Annotated in this window: 16 protein-coding genes, 1 other RNA gene and 1 riboswitch; of the genes, 6 read left to right on the plus strand and 11 right to left on the minus strand. The window is 65.8% G+C overall.

Annotation, left to right across the window (positions count from 1 at the left end; translation table 11 throughout):
* The first annotated feature begins 145 nt into the window (after positions 1-145).
* The 6 genes from ftsE (at position 146) to ACQCSW_RS08065 (ending at position 5,484) form a co-directional block, all read left to right on the plus strand.
* Positions 146-940: a cell division ATP-binding protein FtsE gene (ftsE, locus tag ACQCSW_RS08040; protein WP_160672170.1), complete on the plus strand. Its 795-nt coding sequence runs from the start codon at positions 146-148 to the stop codon at positions 938-940.
* Positions 937-1,851 carry a permease-like cell division protein FtsX gene (ftsX, locus tag ACQCSW_RS08045; RefSeq protein ID WP_426990274.1) on the plus strand — a complete coding sequence of 305 codons (915 nt, stop codon included), beginning with the start codon at positions 937-939 and terminating at the stop codon, positions 1,849-1,851. The genes ftsE and ftsX overlap by 4 nt, the downstream gene beginning before the upstream one ends.
* Positions 1,852-1,878: 27 nt before the next feature.
* The gene (locus tag ACQCSW_RS08050; protein ID WP_426990275.1) at positions 1,879-3,285 is read left to right on the plus strand and encodes a peptidoglycan DD-metalloendopeptidase family protein; all 1,407 of its coding nucleotides are present in this window, start codon (positions 1,879-1,881) and stop codon (positions 3,283-3,285) included.
* An 87-nt stretch (positions 3,286-3,372) separates the two neighbouring features.
* On the plus strand, positions 3,373-3,843 hold the full coding sequence (smpB, locus tag ACQCSW_RS08055; RefSeq protein ID WP_426990276.1) for an SsrA-binding protein SmpB: 471 nt from the start codon (positions 3,373-3,375) through the stop codon (positions 3,841-3,843).
* Positions 3,844-3,930: 87 nt separating this feature from the next.
* Positions 3,931-4,299: a transfer-messenger RNA gene (gene ssrA / locus ACQCSW_RS08060) on the plus strand.
* Positions 4,300-4,503: 204 nt separating this feature from the next.
* The gene (locus ACQCSW_RS08065; protein WP_426990277.1) at positions 4,504-5,484 is read left to right on the plus strand and encodes a S1C family serine protease; all 981 of its coding nucleotides are present in this window, start codon (positions 4,504-4,506) and stop codon (positions 5,482-5,484) included.
* A gap of 4 nt (positions 5,485-5,488) precedes the next feature.
* Here the strand turns inward: ACQCSW_RS08065 and ACQCSW_RS08070 are convergent, their stop codons facing one another.
* The 11 genes from ACQCSW_RS08070 to ACQCSW_RS08120 all read right to left on the minus strand — a co-directional run bounded on the left by ACQCSW_RS08070 (position 5,489) and on the right by ACQCSW_RS08120 (position 14,173).
* Positions 5,489-5,626 carry a hypothetical protein gene (locus ACQCSW_RS08070; RefSeq protein WP_181577319.1) on the minus strand — a complete coding sequence of 46 codons (138 nt, stop codon included), beginning with the start codon at positions 5,624-5,626 and terminating at the stop codon, positions 5,489-5,491.
* Between the two features lie 81 nt (positions 5,627-5,707).
* Entirely contained in the window at positions 5,708-6,076 is a 369-nt protein-coding gene (locus ACQCSW_RS08075; protein WP_426990278.1) for a hypothetical protein, read from the minus strand.
* Between the two features lie 42 nt (positions 6,077-6,118).
* Entirely contained in the window at positions 6,119-6,517 is a 399-nt protein-coding gene (locus ACQCSW_RS08080) for a fluoride efflux transporter FluC (protein WP_426990279.1), read from the minus strand.
* The gene (locus ACQCSW_RS08085) at positions 6,514-6,933 is read right to left on the minus strand and encodes a fluoride efflux transporter FluC (protein ID WP_426990280.1); all 420 of its coding nucleotides are present in this window, start codon (positions 6,931-6,933) and stop codon (positions 6,514-6,516) included. The genes ACQCSW_RS08080 and ACQCSW_RS08085 overlap by 4 nt, the downstream gene beginning before the upstream one ends.
* Positions 6,934-7,647, minus strand: a complete 714-nt coding sequence (locus tag ACQCSW_RS08090) for a metal-dependent transcriptional regulator (RefSeq protein WP_111907780.1) — start codon at positions 7,645-7,647, stop codon at positions 6,934-6,936.
* A gap of 31 nt (positions 7,648-7,678) precedes the next feature.
* Positions 7,679-8,437: a class I SAM-dependent methyltransferase gene (locus ACQCSW_RS08095; protein ID WP_426990649.1), complete on the minus strand. Its 759-nt coding sequence runs from the start codon at positions 8,435-8,437 to the stop codon at positions 7,679-7,681.
* 102 nt (positions 8,438-8,539) lie between these two features.
* Complete coding sequence (locus ACQCSW_RS08100; RefSeq protein ID WP_426990281.1) at positions 8,540-9,958, minus strand: aminotransferase class V-fold PLP-dependent enzyme; 1,419 nt, start codon at positions 9,956-9,958, stop codon at positions 8,540-8,542.
* A 35-nt stretch (positions 9,959-9,993) separates the two neighbouring features.
* A riboswitch (SAM riboswitch) is annotated at positions 9,994-10,107 on the minus strand.
* A 156-nt stretch (positions 10,108-10,263) separates the two neighbouring features.
* The gene (gene hisN / locus ACQCSW_RS08105) at positions 10,264-11,076 is read right to left on the minus strand and encodes a histidinol-phosphatase (RefSeq protein ID WP_111907783.1); all 813 of its coding nucleotides are present in this window, start codon (positions 11,074-11,076) and stop codon (positions 10,264-10,266) included.
* 54 nt (positions 11,077-11,130) lie between these two features.
* Complete coding sequence (gene rsgA / locus ACQCSW_RS08110) at positions 11,131-12,246, minus strand: ribosome small subunit-dependent GTPase A (RefSeq protein WP_426990282.1); 1,116 nt, start codon at positions 12,244-12,246, stop codon at positions 11,131-11,133.
* Positions 12,230-13,630, minus strand: coding sequence for a 3-phosphoshikimate 1-carboxyvinyltransferase (gene aroA / locus ACQCSW_RS08115; RefSeq protein ID WP_426990283.1), 1,401 nt, complete (start codon positions 13,628-13,630; stop codon positions 12,230-12,232). Before aroA ends, rsgA begins: the two co-directional genes overlap by 17 nt.
* A 6-nt stretch (positions 13,631-13,636) precedes the next feature.
* Positions 13,637-14,173: a DoxX family protein gene (locus tag ACQCSW_RS08120; protein ID WP_426990284.1), complete on the minus strand. Its 537-nt coding sequence runs from the start codon at positions 14,171-14,173 to the stop codon at positions 13,637-13,639.
* Positions 14,174-14,269: the final 96 nt, after the last annotated feature.

Genomic DNA, 14,269 nt, shown 5'->3' on the forward strand with positions numbered 1-14,269 from the left:
GCGACACACCCCCGAGGCCCCCTAAAACCGGCCAAAAGACTGCGTATAGTCGAGGAACCGGAGCTCTACTTCCCCCAAACGAATGCCCGTGCGCCGGCTGCAGATCTGGGCTGTATCAGCCGTGCCCTGCAGGGTAATTAGGGCCATGATCCGATTCGAAAATGTCACCAAGGTCTACGACCAGACGGCCCGGCCTGCGCTGGACGATGTCAGCCTTGAGATTGACCGTGGTGAATTCGCGTTCCTCGTCGGCGCTTCCGGATCCGGAAAGTCCACCTTCCTGCGGCTGGTGCTGAAGGAAGACCGGGCCTCGTCTGGCGCCGTGTACGTGGCCGGGCAAAACGTCGCCAAGATCTCCAGCTGGCGCGTGCCCAGGCTCCGCCGTGGAATCGGCGTGGTCTTCCAGGACTTCCGGCTCCTTCCGCAGAAGAGCGTGTTCGCCAACGTTGCCTTCGCGATGCAGGTCATCGGCACGAGCCGCAGCGTCATCCGCGACACCGTCCCCGAAGTCCTCAAGACCGTGGGCCTGGAAGGCAAGGAAAATCGCCTTCCCCATGAGCTTTCCGGCGGCGAGCAGCAGCGTGTCGCCATTGCCCGCGCCGTAGTCAACCGCCCCGGCATCCTTCTTGCCGACGAACCCACCGGCAACCTGGACCCCACCACCTCGATGGGCATCATGGGCGTGCTGGACAAGATCAACCAGAACGGCACCACCGTGGTCATGGCCACGCACGACGACGACATCGTCAACGAGATGCGCAAACGCGTTGTAGAGCTCAAGAACGGCATCGTGATCCGCGACGAGGCCAGGGCTTTGTATACCTCCATGATCCCCGTCGTGGGCCAGTCCCGCAGGCTCAGGGACGCCAGCGGCCGGGACGAAGCTCAGCCCCCCGCACCCGGGGAACGCAATCCCGGCGCAGGAGAGGAGCAGCGATGAGGCTCGCCTTTGTCCTCAGTGAAATCGGCAGCGGACTGCGTCGCAACGTTTCCATGGTGGTTTCGGTCATCCTGGTCACCTTTGTCTCACTGACATTTGTGGGTGCTGCAGGCATGCTGCAGCTCCAGATCAACCAGATGAAGGGCTACTGGTACGACAAAGTCCAGGTTGCCATCTTCCTCTGCAGTGACGGTTCGACGGCGGCCGGTTGTGCCACAGGCCCGGTCACCCCGGAGCAGCAGGACAACCTGCGGACCCTGCTCGCATCACCTGCCGTGGCCCAGTACGTCAACGATTTCCAGTACGAGTCCAAGGAAGAGGCCTACAAGCACTTCAAGGACCAGTTCTCCAATTCTCCGATCGTCGATTCCGTCACGCCGGACCAGCTCCCTTCTTCCTTCCGGATTAACATGAAGGATCCGGAAAAGTACCAGATCATCAGCGAGACGTTCTCCTCGCAGCCGGGCGTCGAGACGGTCATTGACCAGCGCCAGCTGCTCGAGCGGCTTTTCTCCGCCATGAACGCCGCCTCTCTCGTGGCCGTCAGTATCGCCGGTGTGATGATTGTCTGCGCCATCCTCCTGATCGCCACCACCATCCGGCTCTCGGCCTTCAGCCGCCGCCGCGAGACCGGGATCATGCGCCTGGTGGGCGCGTCCAAGATGGTCATCCAGCTCCCGTTCATCCTGGAAGGCGTGATAGCGGCTGTGATCGGCGCAGCCCTGGCATCCGGCACCTTGTGGGCGGTGGCGCACTTCTTCCTGGGCGAGTACCTGTCCAAGCAGTATCCGGACACGGCGTTTATCTCACCGGGGCAGACGCTGATTCTTGCGCCGGCCTTGCTGATCCTGGGCGGATCTTTGGCAGGAATTTCGTCTCTCTTGACCTTACGCAGATATTTGAAGGTTTAGGCTGTGCAAACCGAACAAGGAATCCTCATGAGCGAATTGCACCGAACTACGCCCCGGCACCGTGCGGAACGCACGCGACCTAAGGGCCGCCGCGCCGGCCTGATCAGCGGCGTCCTGGCACTGCTCCTCGCCGCCAGCATGGGCGCATCAGCCCCAGTGGCGCACGCCGATGAGCTCGATGACAAGCGTGCCGCCCTGGAAGCTGAGGCGGCCCGGGTCCAGCAGTCCTTGGAATTCGTGGATTCACGCATCGCGAAGGCCGCCGGCGACCTGGTGATCTACCAGGGCCAGCTGCCCGGCGCCCAGCAGGCCCTCCTGGAGGCCCAGGGGCGCGTGGCCAGTGCGGTCAAGGAAGTCGAGGCGCTGACGGCGCGCGTTGACCTTGCGCAGCAGAACAAGGCCAAAATCACGCAGCAGCTTGAGGCTGACAAGCAGAAAATCGCCGACACCAAGAAGCTGATCGGCCAGATCGCCACACAGGCCTACAAATCCGGCGGCGTCCCGTCGAATCTGACCCTGTTTTTCGGGGCCAACAACGGCGGCAGCCTGACCGATACCATGGACCTCGCGGACCAGGCCATGCGCAGCCAGAACGCCGCCATGGACAAGCTGTCCCAGCAAAGTGCCACCAACGTGAACTCCCAGGCCCGGCTCGAAGCCGTTGAGGCCGAGATCAGGGACCTCAAAGCCAAGGCAGACGCCGCGTTGGAGCGGGAAAAGGCTGCGCGCGACGAGGCCGCTGCCAAGAAGGCCCAGGTTGACCAGCTTATCGCCGACACATCAAGACTTGACGCCGAACTCCAGGCGGCGAAGCCGGGCATCCAGTCCCAGATGGCGGCGGTTGCAGCAAGCCAGAACTCCGTTGCCAACGAAATCGCTGAACGTGACCGCAGGCTCCGCGAGCAGTGGGAAGCAGAGCAGCGCCGCCTCGCTGAGGCTGCCGCTGCCGCCGCCCGGGCGCAGGGCCAGGCCGAGCAGCCGTACGCCCCGGTGACGGGATCGCCGTCGGCCTTTGGCCTGCGGCATCCGTTCGACGGCAACATCCCCATCACGTCAGGCTTCGGCTGGCGTGCCACGCCGCCGGGAACTATCGACTTCTATGGCACCGGCGGGTACCTCCACACGGGCATCGACTTTGGCGCCGCCTGCGGCACCCCCGTCTACGCGGCGGCGGCCGGCGAGGTGTTCTCCTCAGGCTGGAACTCCGCCGACGGCGGTGGCTGGCGCGTGAAGCTGTCCCACGGAGTGGTGCAGGGCAACTCGCTGACCACCATCGTTTACCACAACAGCAGCATCGTGGTCTCCAACGGCCAGCAGGTTTCGGCCGGGCAGCTCATCGCCTACTCGGGCAGCACCGGCAACTCAACGGGCTGCCACGCACACTTTGAAACCTGGCTCAACGGGGCCGCAGTAGACCCGATGCGGCTGCTGTAACGCCCGGCCGCGCCTGCCGTACACTTGTATAACTCCGCGCCGGAACGGCCGGAGCCAACCAGGATCCAAGAACTGAGGAGTTCCACCGTGCCCAAAGAAAGTGGCCGTAAAGTAGTGGCCACCAACCGCAAGGCCCGGCATGACTACCATGTGCTGGATACCTACGAGGCCGGCATCGCCTTGATGGGGACCGAGGTAAAGTCCCTGCGCGAAGGCCACGCCTCCATGGTGGACGGCTTCTGCACGTTCTACAACGACGAGCTGTGGATGGAGGGCATCCATATCCCCGAGTACAACCAGGGGAGCTGGACCAACCACTCCGCACGCCGCCGTCGGAAGCTGTTGCTGCACCGTGAGGAGCTCAATAAGATCTCCGTAAAGATCCGCGAGTCCGGCTTCACGGTGGTTCCGCTGCAGCTGTACTTCCTCGATGGCCGGGCCAAGGTGGAAATCGCGATCGCCCGCGGTAAGCGGGAGTACGACAAGCGACAGACACTGCGTGAGCAGCAGGACAACCGCGAAGCCCTTCGCGAGGTCCGGGAACGCAACCGCCGGTAGGAATGATTTCCGCCGGAGATGCGTTAGGATAAGTAGTCCGGCAGGGATTTGTGCGTGCACAGCCCGGCCGGTTTGAAAACAAAATACGGGGATGATCGGTTTCGACGATGTTAGTCGCGACAGGTGAAGCGGGCCGAGGATGCAGAATTATCTCGTAAACGCTGTCTGCAAACCAATAAGTGCCAAATCAAACCGCACTGACTTCGCTCTCGCTGCCTAAGCAGTAAGACAGTCCGTCAGCCCGAGGTTGCTATTGCCCCGGATCCTGGCGTCATTTAGATAGCCACTGCTGCTTGCCTCCGTCATCGGGGCAAACGGGACTCTTAGATGACTGGGCCCGGATCAGCCACCTGTTTGCAGGAGGGCTGGGGCCGAGAAAATCCGACGCAAACTGCGCCCGGAGAAGACCTGTTAACACGACATCGGACGGGGGTTCAATTCCCCCCATCTCCACATTTTGAATGTCGCAAGACATTGCCAGAAGACCCGGACCCCGCGTCCGGGTCTTCTGGCATTTAAGCGCCGTGGTAAGAGCCCTGTTCACCCACGGCGTAGCCGTTCCGGGACTACCGGGCGCCACCGCGTGGTTGTCGCCAATAAGCTCCGGCGCAGCACAAGGTCTGGAAACCGGAGGCAGCAACGCCAGCCAGGAGGTGCGCCATGGATCCGGCGCGGGAATCCAACTCTGCAGCGGCCGACGACGGTCCGCTGGACTCGTATTCGGAGACCGTCATGCGCGTGGCTGAGACAGTCACCCCACATGTTGCGGCCCTTGAAATGACCGGCAACCGCCGCAACGGCCGGTTCCGGATGGGTGCCGGCTCGGCGGTGCTCTTCACGGAAGACGGCTACCTCCTCACCAATTCACACGTCGTAGCCGGCACGCACCAAGGCCATGCCGCCTTTGCGGACGGCAGCAGGACCGATCTCGAACTGGTGGGGGCGGATCCCTTGTCCGACCTCGCGGTGGTCCACGGCAGGGCACCGAAGGTGGCCCCGGCGCAGTTCGGCGATGCCGAGACGCTCCGGGTGGGCCAGCTGGTCATTGCGGTGGGAAATCCGCTGGGCCTGGCCGGATCAGTCACGGCAGGTGTAGTCAGCGGCCTGGGCCGCGCCATTCCGGTGTGGTCCAGCGGCAACCGTCGCGTGATCGAGGACGTCATCCAGACCGACGCGGCACTCAATGCAGGCAGTTCCGGCGGGGCCCTGGCTGATACCCACGGCCGAATCGTGGGAATCAACACCGCAGTGGCCGGCGCCGGGCTGGGCCTGGCCGTGCCCATCAACGCCACCACTCGGCGCATCATCTCAGCGCTGCTGAAGGACGGCCGCGTCAGGCGGGCTTATCTCGGCGTTGTCAGCACACCCTTCCGGCTAAATGCCAGCGCGGTGATCAGGACGGGACAACGGGACGGGCTGCGCGTGGTGGAGGTGCTGGCCGGTTCGCCCGCAGATCGCGGGGGCCTGCGGGCGGGCGACGTGATTCTGACAGCCGGAAGCCGCCCCGTCAGCAACGCCGAGAGCCTGCAGAAGCTGCTGTTCGCCGATGCGATCGGCCAGCCGCTGCCGATTCGAGTGGTGAGGGACGGCCAGGAAGTGGACATTGTGGCAGTGCCCGAAGAGATGGCTGGGAACGGGTAACCCGCTACCGGCGCTTCTTCAGGTGCGCTACTGGGTCCTGCGGGCCTTCAATCGGGCTCTTGGCCTTCTTCTCGGCGCGTTTTTCCTTGATGGTTTTGACCGGCTTTTTGTGCAGCTGATGGTGTGGTGACTTGTCCGGCATGGCGTGCTCCTTACAACGGGGGACGGGCTGCGTCCCACTTCGTAAAATACGCCTGTTCAGCCCCGAATGTAATGCCCCGAATCAGTCCGGAACTGCAACGTCGGCGATGCCCACAAAACGGGTCCCGACGCCGTCGAACTCGCTCCTGATGAGGCCCGGCCGCAGCGGCGGCACCTCATCCGGGGCATGGTGCTCGCACACCACATGCGTGAATTCCGGCCACCATTTCTTGGGTCGGGCCGCTTCCTCGTAGCCGCAGACGGCGCATTCCAGGTGCACCCAGACCGGACGCTTGCCGGTCCGGTTGGCCCGCGACTGGATGAGCCATACCGGCGGGTTGTCCAGGATTTCGCCCAGCTCCGCCTCAGTTAGTCGTTTCGGGATGCCATGGCGCTGGGCCATTTCCATCGGTACATCAAGGGCAATTGCCGCGTCGCGTCTGCTAATCATCAGAGTCAACGATACGGGACCGGGCCAAACCCGAAGAGCGTCCTACGACGCCAGGGCGATGCCCACGGCTGCCGCTCCGAATCCCCAGGCCAGGTTGGCGCCGATGTTCAGGGCTGCCGCCCCGAAACGCGACTCACTCAGGAGCCGCACCGTGGCGGTGGTCCAGGAGCTGAACGTGGTGAGGCCGCCGGCAAGGCCGGTGGCGACGGCCGTCTGCCACTCGGGAGCAAGGCCGAGCCGTCCGGTGATGCCGATGGACAGCCCGATGATCAGGCACCCCATGACGTTGACTGTCAGCGTGGCCCACGGCCAGTGCCGCGGCGTACCGCTGTGGCTGACGGTAGCACGGAGCCCCTCACGGTGAGCGAACCAGCTGTCGATGGCGAAGCGCAGCAGGGCGCCCGCCATACCGAACACTCCGACCAGGACCGCGCCCGTCATGACGCTGCCCCCAGCCGGTCGGCGAGCAGCCGCCCGGCCCGCCAGCCACCGGCCGCAGCGCCCAGGCCCAGCATCAGAGACAGCCCCAGATACGCAATCCACATGGGGTGTTCGCCGGTCCTGGCCAGCTGGTCAATCGAGAAAACTACGGCTGAGAACGTGGTGAAGGAGCCCAGAAGTCCTGGCCCGAGGCCGGCGCGGAGCCAGAATGCCGTCTGCGGCCGGGCCATCCAGACCGTGGTCAGGGCGGCCAGCACAAAGCTGCCAGCCGCGTTGATCCCGAGGGTGGTCCAGGGCATTGCCCCCGCGGTTTCCGGAAACGCGAGTCCCAGGCCGTATCGGAGTTCCGTTCCGGCCAGGCCGCCGGCGGCAACGGCCAGCCAGGCCCGCCAGTACGGAATGAGGGCGTTCGTCATTCAGCTGTCGCTGAGCGTGCAGCCGGTGTGGGGGTGGTCGCTGTGGACCCAGAGCGCAGCGGTGACTTCATCCGCGAGGTCGTAGTCCCGCTTCCTGCCGGCGTTGCTGATCCGCACCACCAGCGCGCCGCCGAACGGCTTGCGGCCCACTACCTCTACTTCGGCGTCGAGGTCGATTTCCTCGGCGGAAAGATACCGCAGCAGATCCGGATTCTCGTCGCTGATGCGGGTGATCCGGCCGGTGTGCCCGGGATCGAGTTCGCCGAGGAGATGGGCCTCTGGCAGTAGCACCGTGCCGTCCGCGGCGGGGATCGGGTCACCGTGCGGGTCACGTTGCGGGTTGCCGAGTTTTGCCGCCATGCGCTCAATAAAGGTGTCCGACACCGCGTGCTCCAGCAGTTCGGCTTCGTCATGGACTTCGTCCCAGCTGTAGCCGAGCTCCTGCACGAGGTAGGTCTCAATGAGGCGGTGCCGGCGCACCATGGACAACGCCAGCCGAACCCCGGAGTCCGTGAGGGTGATGGCGCTGTACGGCTTGTGGTCCACCAGGCCCTGGTCCTTGAGCTTGCGGACCATCTCCGAGACCGAGGAGTTGGCCACCCCCAGGCGCTGCGCGAGCTGTGAGGACGTGATGGGTTTGTCCTGCCACTCCGTGAAGCCGTAGATGACCTTGACGTAGTCCTCGATCGAGGAGGAGGGCGCGCTGGTCTTCACGTCTCCAAGCCTACCCGGTGGTCCGGGCCCGTCACGCCTTTCTGGCCCGCCACGTCAGCGTCAGGTACGGCAGGCTGATGTCCTCTTCCACGGCGTGCCCCAGATGCTCGTGCAGGTACCAGTCAAGGTTGGCCAGGACCTTGTTCCGGGTGACTTCGCCGGCACGCAGGTAGTAGCTGCGGGACTTCGTCAGTTCCATGATGTCCGCCGTGCTGAGGCTGTCCTCCCACCGCGTCACGTGGCTCTCTATGCCTTCAAACTCCGGCCCTACCACCGGGCGGAAGCCGGGCTTGTAGACGTCGCCGGCGTGCATGATGCGTGACAGCCGGTGGACCCACGGAACAGAGGTGTCCAGCTGGTTCCAGATCAGCCCCAGGGTCCCGCCGGGCCGCAGGATCCGCGCCAGCTCGGTGCTTGCCGGCAGCGGATCGCACCAGTGCCAGGCCTGCGCAACGCTGACGACGTCGAACGTGGAGTCAGCGAGGCCGGTGGCCTCTGCGGTCCCCTGGGTCGCGGCCACCGCCGGGTAGTGGGCCCGCAGCTGTTCAAGCATGTCCGGCGACGGGTCCACGGCAGAAACCGCCAAGCCGTGTTCAAGCAGCAGGGTGGTGAACTTGCCTGTCCCGGCGCCCACGTCTACGGCGTCCGTGGCCCCTGCCGGGATCAGCCAGTCCGCTGAATCGTCAGGGTAGCCAGGGCGTACACGCTGGTAATGTTCGCCGCCGTCCTGGAAACTCTGTCCGAGTTCCAGACGGCGTCCGTCCTCAAGCCTGGGGCCACCCCGTGCCATGCGGCCTCCCTTAACTGTGCCCATGAGTATCCTTAACTGTGCCCATGAGTATCCTTTGAATTTACCGCATGGGCCGCAGCTGCCAGGTCAGGAAAGCGTCAGTCAGTCGTCAAGGCACGGAGCCGCGCCGGCAGTGCCCGGCGTGTTGGGCGCCCAGTGCGGGTACGTGCGGGTGTCGTTGGCCGGAACCCAACGGCCCTCGTCCACCACGTAGTCCCAGCCCAGGCCGGTCCGGCGGAGTTGCTCAAGGCCGGCAAGGAGCCGCTGGGCATCCTCCAGCCGGGAACCCACGCCGAAGCTGGCCCGCAGCGAACCGGAGGGAAGGCCGAGGCGCTTGAGCAGCGGGTGCGCGCAGAAGCGGCCGTCCCGGAGGCCAACGCCGTGCTCGGCCGACAGGTAGGCGGCCACGAGTCCGGCGTCGTACCCTGCAACGGAGAAGTTCACCACGCCGATGGTGCCGGTTTCAGCGTCCGTGTCCGAGAAGATCTGGTGCACAGTGACGCCGTCGATCTTCCCGAGCCCGTCCACCAGGAATGACCTGATGGCCGCCTCATGGGCGTGCCAGCGGTCGTGGTCCAAGGACGCGATGACCTGGGTGGCGCGGGCCAGGGTGGCCGCGCCCAGGACGTTGGGGGAGCCGCCTTCGTGCCGGGCCGGACCGGTGGCCCAGCTGACGCCGTCGAGCTTTGCCTCGCGGACGGCGCCGCCGCCGGCCAGGTGGGGAGTGCCGGCGTCGAGCCAGTCTGTGCGGCCCACCAGGACCCCGGAGCCGAACGGCGCGTAAAGCTTGTGGCCGGAGAAGGCGAGGTAGTCGACGTCGTCGGTGCTGATATTGATGCGCCGGTGCGGCGCGAGCTGCGCGGCGTCCACCACGATCCGTGCGCCGTACTCGTGGGCGAGGGCGGCCAGGGCCTTGACCGGGAGGATCTCGCCGGTGACGTTGGAGGCGCCCGTGACCGCGAGGAGGCTGACGTTGCCCTGCTCAAGTTCGGCGCGGAGGACCTCGATGGTCCCCGAAATCGTGTCGGCAGCCACGACGCTCCGGTGCGGTACGCCCTGCCAGGGCAGGAGGTTGGCGTGGTGCTCGATGTCCAGGTAGAGGACATCGCCATTCGGCTGCCCGTCCGTCGCCGGCAGGCAACCCGCCAGCAGGTTCAGCGAGTCCGTGGTGTTCCGGGTGAAGATGACGGAGTCGTCCGGGCGTCCGCCCACAAAGTCGCGCACGATGTTACGGGCGTTTTCGTAGACGGAGGTGCTGATCTGCGACGCAAAGCCGGCGCCGCGGTGGACGCTGGCGTAGAACGGCAGGATCTCGTTGAGATAGGCGGACACCACGGAGAGGGCGGGAGCGGATGCGCCGTAGTCCAGGTTTGCGTAGCGGACATGGCCGCCCTGGATCAGCGGAGCCTGGATTTCCGCGCCGGTGACGGCGGAGAGAGGGCGCCCGGCGGGGGCGGCGGCATCGTTGAACAACGCAGCGGCGTCGGCGGCGGTTTTGGGGGAGACGGTGGCAGTTGTCACGGAGACCTCACTCTAAAAGGACTCCCCGTACCGGGAATCCGCGCTTGCCGTGTCCGTTCCGGACCGGCCTGGTCGTCACCCGGGGCACCCCACCGCGAATGGAGGGTTGCCGGCCAGCAAACCGGGGTTTAGCGCTGGCACTCGTGACCTGTTAAGAGCGTAGAACATGGGCCGCGGCAGGAAGAAGCCCGGCCGAATGTTAAGGACTTTGTTACGTGCATTTGAGTAATGACCAAAAACTCGAATATACGACGGCGGGCACCCCCTTGAGGAGGTGCCCGCCGTCGATAATTCGGTATAAGTGCCTAAAGGAGATCGTCCAGATCCGGGTTCAGCCGCTTGAGGACCTCTGAGTGCAGGATGGAATTCGTGGCCAGGGCGTTGCCGCCGAATGGCCCGTCCTCGCCCTCCAGAGAAGTGAAGCGGCCGCCGGCTTCCACCACGATGGGCACCAGGGCGGCCATGTCGTACAGGTTCAGTTCCGGCTCGCAGGCGATGTCCACGGAACCTTCGGCCACCATGCAGTAGGACCAGAAATCACCGTAGGCGCGCGTGCGCCACACGTCCTCGGTCAGGCCCAGGAACTCATCCAGGTTGCCGCGCTCCTTCCAGCCGCCCAGGCTGGAATAGGACAGGGAGGCGTCCGAGAGTTTGGAGACGTCCGAGACCCGGAGCCGCGTTGCGGCGGCGAGGGACTTGCCCATGTACGCACCGGAATCCTTGGCGGCCCACCAGCGTTTGCCCAGTGCGGGCGCACTGACCACTCCCACCACGGGTTCGCCTTCGTCCACGAGGGCGATCAGGGTGGCCCAAACCGGGACGCCGCGGACAAAGTTTTTGGTGCCGTCGATGGGATCAATGATCCAGCGGCGGGAGCCGTGGCCGGAGCTGCCGAATTCCTCGCCCAGCACGGCGTCCCGGGGACGCGAGCGGGAGAGCTGTCCGCGGATGGCTTCTTCCGCGGCCTTGTCCGCGTCCGTGACCGGTGTCAGGTCCGGCTTGGTCTCGATGTGGAGGTCCAGTGCCTTGAAGCGGCTCATGGTCTGGTCATCCACGGAATCGGCCAGCACATGGGCAAGGCGCAGGTCATCGTTGTAGCTCGAAGCGGGTTGGATCATGGTTCCAAACTACCGTCTCAGAGCCGCGGGGTTGGGGACGTCGGCGTTCCGCCGCTAACCGATGCTGCCCAGTTCCTTGGTTTCCTGGCCAACCAGGCGGGGATCCGTGCCCAGCAGCCGCCGCAGCGACGCGAGCCGGGCCGGGCCGGTGGGACCCGCCTGGCCGGCGGACACCCAGGCATCCACTCCGCAGTTGACGGCCGCGGTGTTGTGCTTGCAGCCACGCTCGCAGGCGTCCGTGCCCGGCTCCAGGTCCGGGAAGGACCGAAGGATCCGGTCCGGGTCCACGTGGGCCAGGCCGAACGAGCGGATGCCAGGGGTGTCGATGATCCAGCTTCCGGCCGGAGCGCCGGTCAGCTTCAGGGCAAGGGCCGACGACGACGTGTGGCGGCCGCGGCCGGTCACCGCGTTCACGCCACCGGTAGCCCGTTCGGCCCCGGTGAGGGCATTGACCATGGTGGACTTGCCCACGCCGGAATGACCCAGCATCACCGAGACCTTGCCCTCGAGGTACGCGCGGAGCTGCGAAACTGCGGCACTGTCCAGGCGGGCCGAGAGGCCGTCATCGGAGCGGGCATCGATACCTGAGGCCTCGGAGTCCGACGTGCGGCTGATGATCACCGGGAAGTCCAAGTGCTCATAGTTGGACAACAGTTCCGCGGGATCCTTGACATCCGCCTTGGTGACGAGCAGCAGCGGCTCAATGCCGGCGTCGTAAGCGGCCACCAGGGCGCGGTCGATGAAGCCAGTGCGTGGTTCCGGGTTTGCGGCGGCCACCACCACCACCAGCTGATCGGCGTTGGCCACCACCGCACGCTCGATCGGATCCGTGTCATCGGCGCTGCGGCGCAGCAGGGTCCTGCGGTCCTGGATCCGGACCAGACGTGCCAGGGTGTCGGGCTCCCCGGACACATCGCCTACAAGGGAGACGAAGTCGCCGGCCACCACGGGGGAGCGGCGCAGTTCGCGGGCCCTCGCTGCGATGATGATCCGCTCGTCGCCCGAGTCCTCACCGACGACGGCGGTGTACCGGCCGCGGTCCACGGTGATGATTCGGCCCGTGACGGCGTCGTCGTGGCTGGGGCGGTCCTTCGTGCGAGGCCGCGAGCCCTTTTTGCTGGGCCGGATCCGGACATCGGACTCGTCCCAGGAATCAGTGCTGCGTGCCACCGTTGGAACCTTCCGTGCCGTCGGGGGCAGCCGCGCCCTGTGCGAGCATGTCCGCCCACATCTGCGGGAACTCCGGCATGGTCTTAGCCGTGGTGGCGATGTCCTGGACCTCGATACCCGGAACTGCAAGGCCGAGGATGGCGCCGGCGGTAGCCATCCGGTGGTCCGCGTAACTGTGGACGACGCCGGCGTGCAGCCGTGCCGGGCGGATCACCAGGCCGTCGCTGGTTTCTTCGGCGTCGCCGCCGAGGCGGTTGATTTCGGTGACGAGTGCGGCCAGCCGGTCCGTCTCGTGGCCGCGAAGGTGCGCGATGCCGGTCAGCCGCGAGGGTCCGCTGGCCAGGGCGCAGAGGGCCGCCACGGTGGGCGCGAGTTCGCTGGTTTCGTCAAAATCGGCACCCTTGATCTCTGGCCCGCCGGTGACGGTCAGGACTCCGTTAGCCAGGCTGACGTCCGCGCCCATGTCCGCCAGGATGCTCCGCCAAAGGTCTCCCACCTGGGTGGTGCCGGTGGGCCAGCCGGGGATCCGCACGGTGCCCCCGGAGGCCAGGGCGGCGGCCAGGAACGGGCCGGCATTGGAGAGGTCCTGCTCAATGCGCTGGTCAAAAGCGCGGATGGGGCCCGGTGCCACCACCCAGTGGTTCGGCAGGGAATCGTCCACGGACACACCGACGCCGCGGAGCACGGCAACGGTCATGTTGATGTGGTCCAGGCTCGGGACCGCTTTGCCTATGTGCTCCAGGTGGAGTCCGTCGGTAAACCTGGCGCCGACCAGCAGGAGGGCCGAGACGAACTGGGATGACGCGCTGGCGTCGATCACCAGGTGGCCGCCCCGGACTTCCCCGGTGCCTTCAACGGTGAACGGCAGCGACGAAGGGGTTCCGCCGTCGTCCGCGGTCAGGGCCACCCCGAGGGCCTTCAGGGCCTCGATGATGGTGCCCATGGGGCGCTTCCGGGCGTGGGGGTCGCCGTCGAACACGCTCACGCCGTTGCGCAACGCCGCAAGCGGCGGAACGAAGCGCATCACTGTTCCGGCGAGGCCGCAATCAATGTGCGTCCGTGACGACGACGCCCCCTGGCTCAGGGGCGTGACTTCAAGGTCCGGGCCGAACGCACCGTCGCCGGGCACCTCCGTGATGGTGGCTCCCAGCTGGCGGAGGGCATCGATCATCAATGCAGAGTCCCGGGAATGCAGGGGAGCACGGAGGCGGGACGGCCCGTCAGCCAGCGCGGCCAGGACCAGGAACCTGTTGGTCAGGGACTTTGAGCCCGGCACCGTGACGGTGGCGTTGATGGGCCTGCTGGCGAAGGGGGCCGGCCAGTGCGGAACAGTGTCGGTGGAACTGTGTGAGTCGGTGGCTGCTGGCGGGGTGGAACCGGTCATCCGTCCTTACGCCCCCGTTGCGTGTTCCACGGCGCGGCGCACGGCTTTGTCCGCCTTGTGGAGCTTTTGGCCGGTGGTCTTCCGGGCATCGGCGGCAGTCTTCCGGGCGTCCGCAGCGAGGTGCTCGGCACGCCAGGCCAGGCCAGGCTTGCCGGCGGTGTCCACGGAGGCCAACAGGGCGCCGCCGCTGAGGGAAATGTTTTTGAGCAGCTGGTTCCGGCGGGCCTCGCGGCCTTCCTTGGTGCTGATGTCCGCGCTGCGCCATTCCACAAACGTGTTCAGTAGCGAGATGACGGTCAGAAGTGTTGCCGAGAGGCGGCTGAACTTGCCCAAGCCGAACAGTACGCCGGCACCCACCTGCGTTCCGCCCATCACCCGTGCCAGCATTTTTTCGTCGGCCTGGAACGGCAGAGACGCGGCTGCCTTCTGCAGGAGCGGCGAGAGCTGGGTGGCGGTGTCATCGGCGTTCTTCAGCTTGTCCAGTCCGGCGACTACGAAACTGGAAGCCAGCATGGGGCGGGCGAGAGTACGGACAAAGGACATGGATTTCCTCCTGGCTGGACGAACCGCACCGAATGCGGCGGAGTCCGTTCTAGTCTTGCACTTTTGAGGAATATTTGCCTGCCGCCAGCGGTTATG

The sequence above is a fragment of the Pseudarthrobacter sp. Y6 genome (assembly GCF_050156205.1).
Classification (GTDB): domain Bacteria; phylum Actinomycetota; class Actinomycetes; order Actinomycetales; family Micrococcaceae; genus Arthrobacter.

Bases quoted from the DNA above. Each gene is read 5' to 3' on its own strand.
- ftsE (WP_160672170.1), top strand. From the start codon at position 146: ATGATCCGATTCGAAAATGTCACCAAGGTCTACGACCAGACGGCCCGG.
- ftsX (WP_426990274.1), top strand. From the start codon at position 937: ATGAGGCTCGCCTTTGTCCTCAGTGAAATCGGCAGCGGACTGCGTCGC.
- ACQCSW_RS08050 (WP_426990275.1), top strand. From the start codon at position 1,879: ATGAGCGAATTGCACCGAACTACGCCCCGGCACCGTGCGGAACGCACG.
- ACQCSW_RS08065 (WP_426990277.1), top strand. From the start codon at position 4,504: ATGGATCCGGCGCGGGAATCCAACTCTGCAGCGGCCGACGACGGTCCG.
- ACQCSW_RS08070 (WP_181577319.1), bottom strand. From the start codon at position 5,626: ATGCCGGACAAGTCACCACACCATCAGCTGCACAAAAAGCCGGTCAAA.
- ACQCSW_RS08075 (WP_426990278.1), bottom strand. From the start codon at position 6,076: ATGATTAGCAGACGCGACGCGGCAATTGCCCTTGATGTACCGATGGAA.
- ACQCSW_RS08080 (WP_426990279.1), bottom strand. From the start codon at position 6,517: ATGACGGGCGCGGTCCTGGTCGGAGTGTTCGGTATGGCGGGCGCCCTG.
- ACQCSW_RS08085 (WP_426990280.1), bottom strand. From the start codon at position 6,933: ATGACGAACGCCCTCATTCCGTACTGGCGGGCCTGGCTGGCCGTTGCC.
- ACQCSW_RS08095 (WP_426990649.1), bottom strand. From the start codon at position 8,437: ATGGCACGGGGTGGCCCCAGGCTTGAGGACGGACGCCGTCTGGAACTC.
- hisN (WP_111907783.1), bottom strand. From the start codon at position 11,076: ATGATCCAACCCGCTTCGAGCTACAACGATGACCTGCGCCTTGCCCAT.
- aroA (WP_426990283.1), bottom strand. From the start codon at position 13,630: ATGACCGGTTCCACCCCGCCAGCAGCCACCGACTCACACAGTTCCACC.
- ACQCSW_RS08120 (WP_426990284.1), bottom strand. From the start codon at position 14,173: ATGTCCTTTGTCCGTACTCTCGCCCGCCCCATGCTGGCTTCCAGTTTC.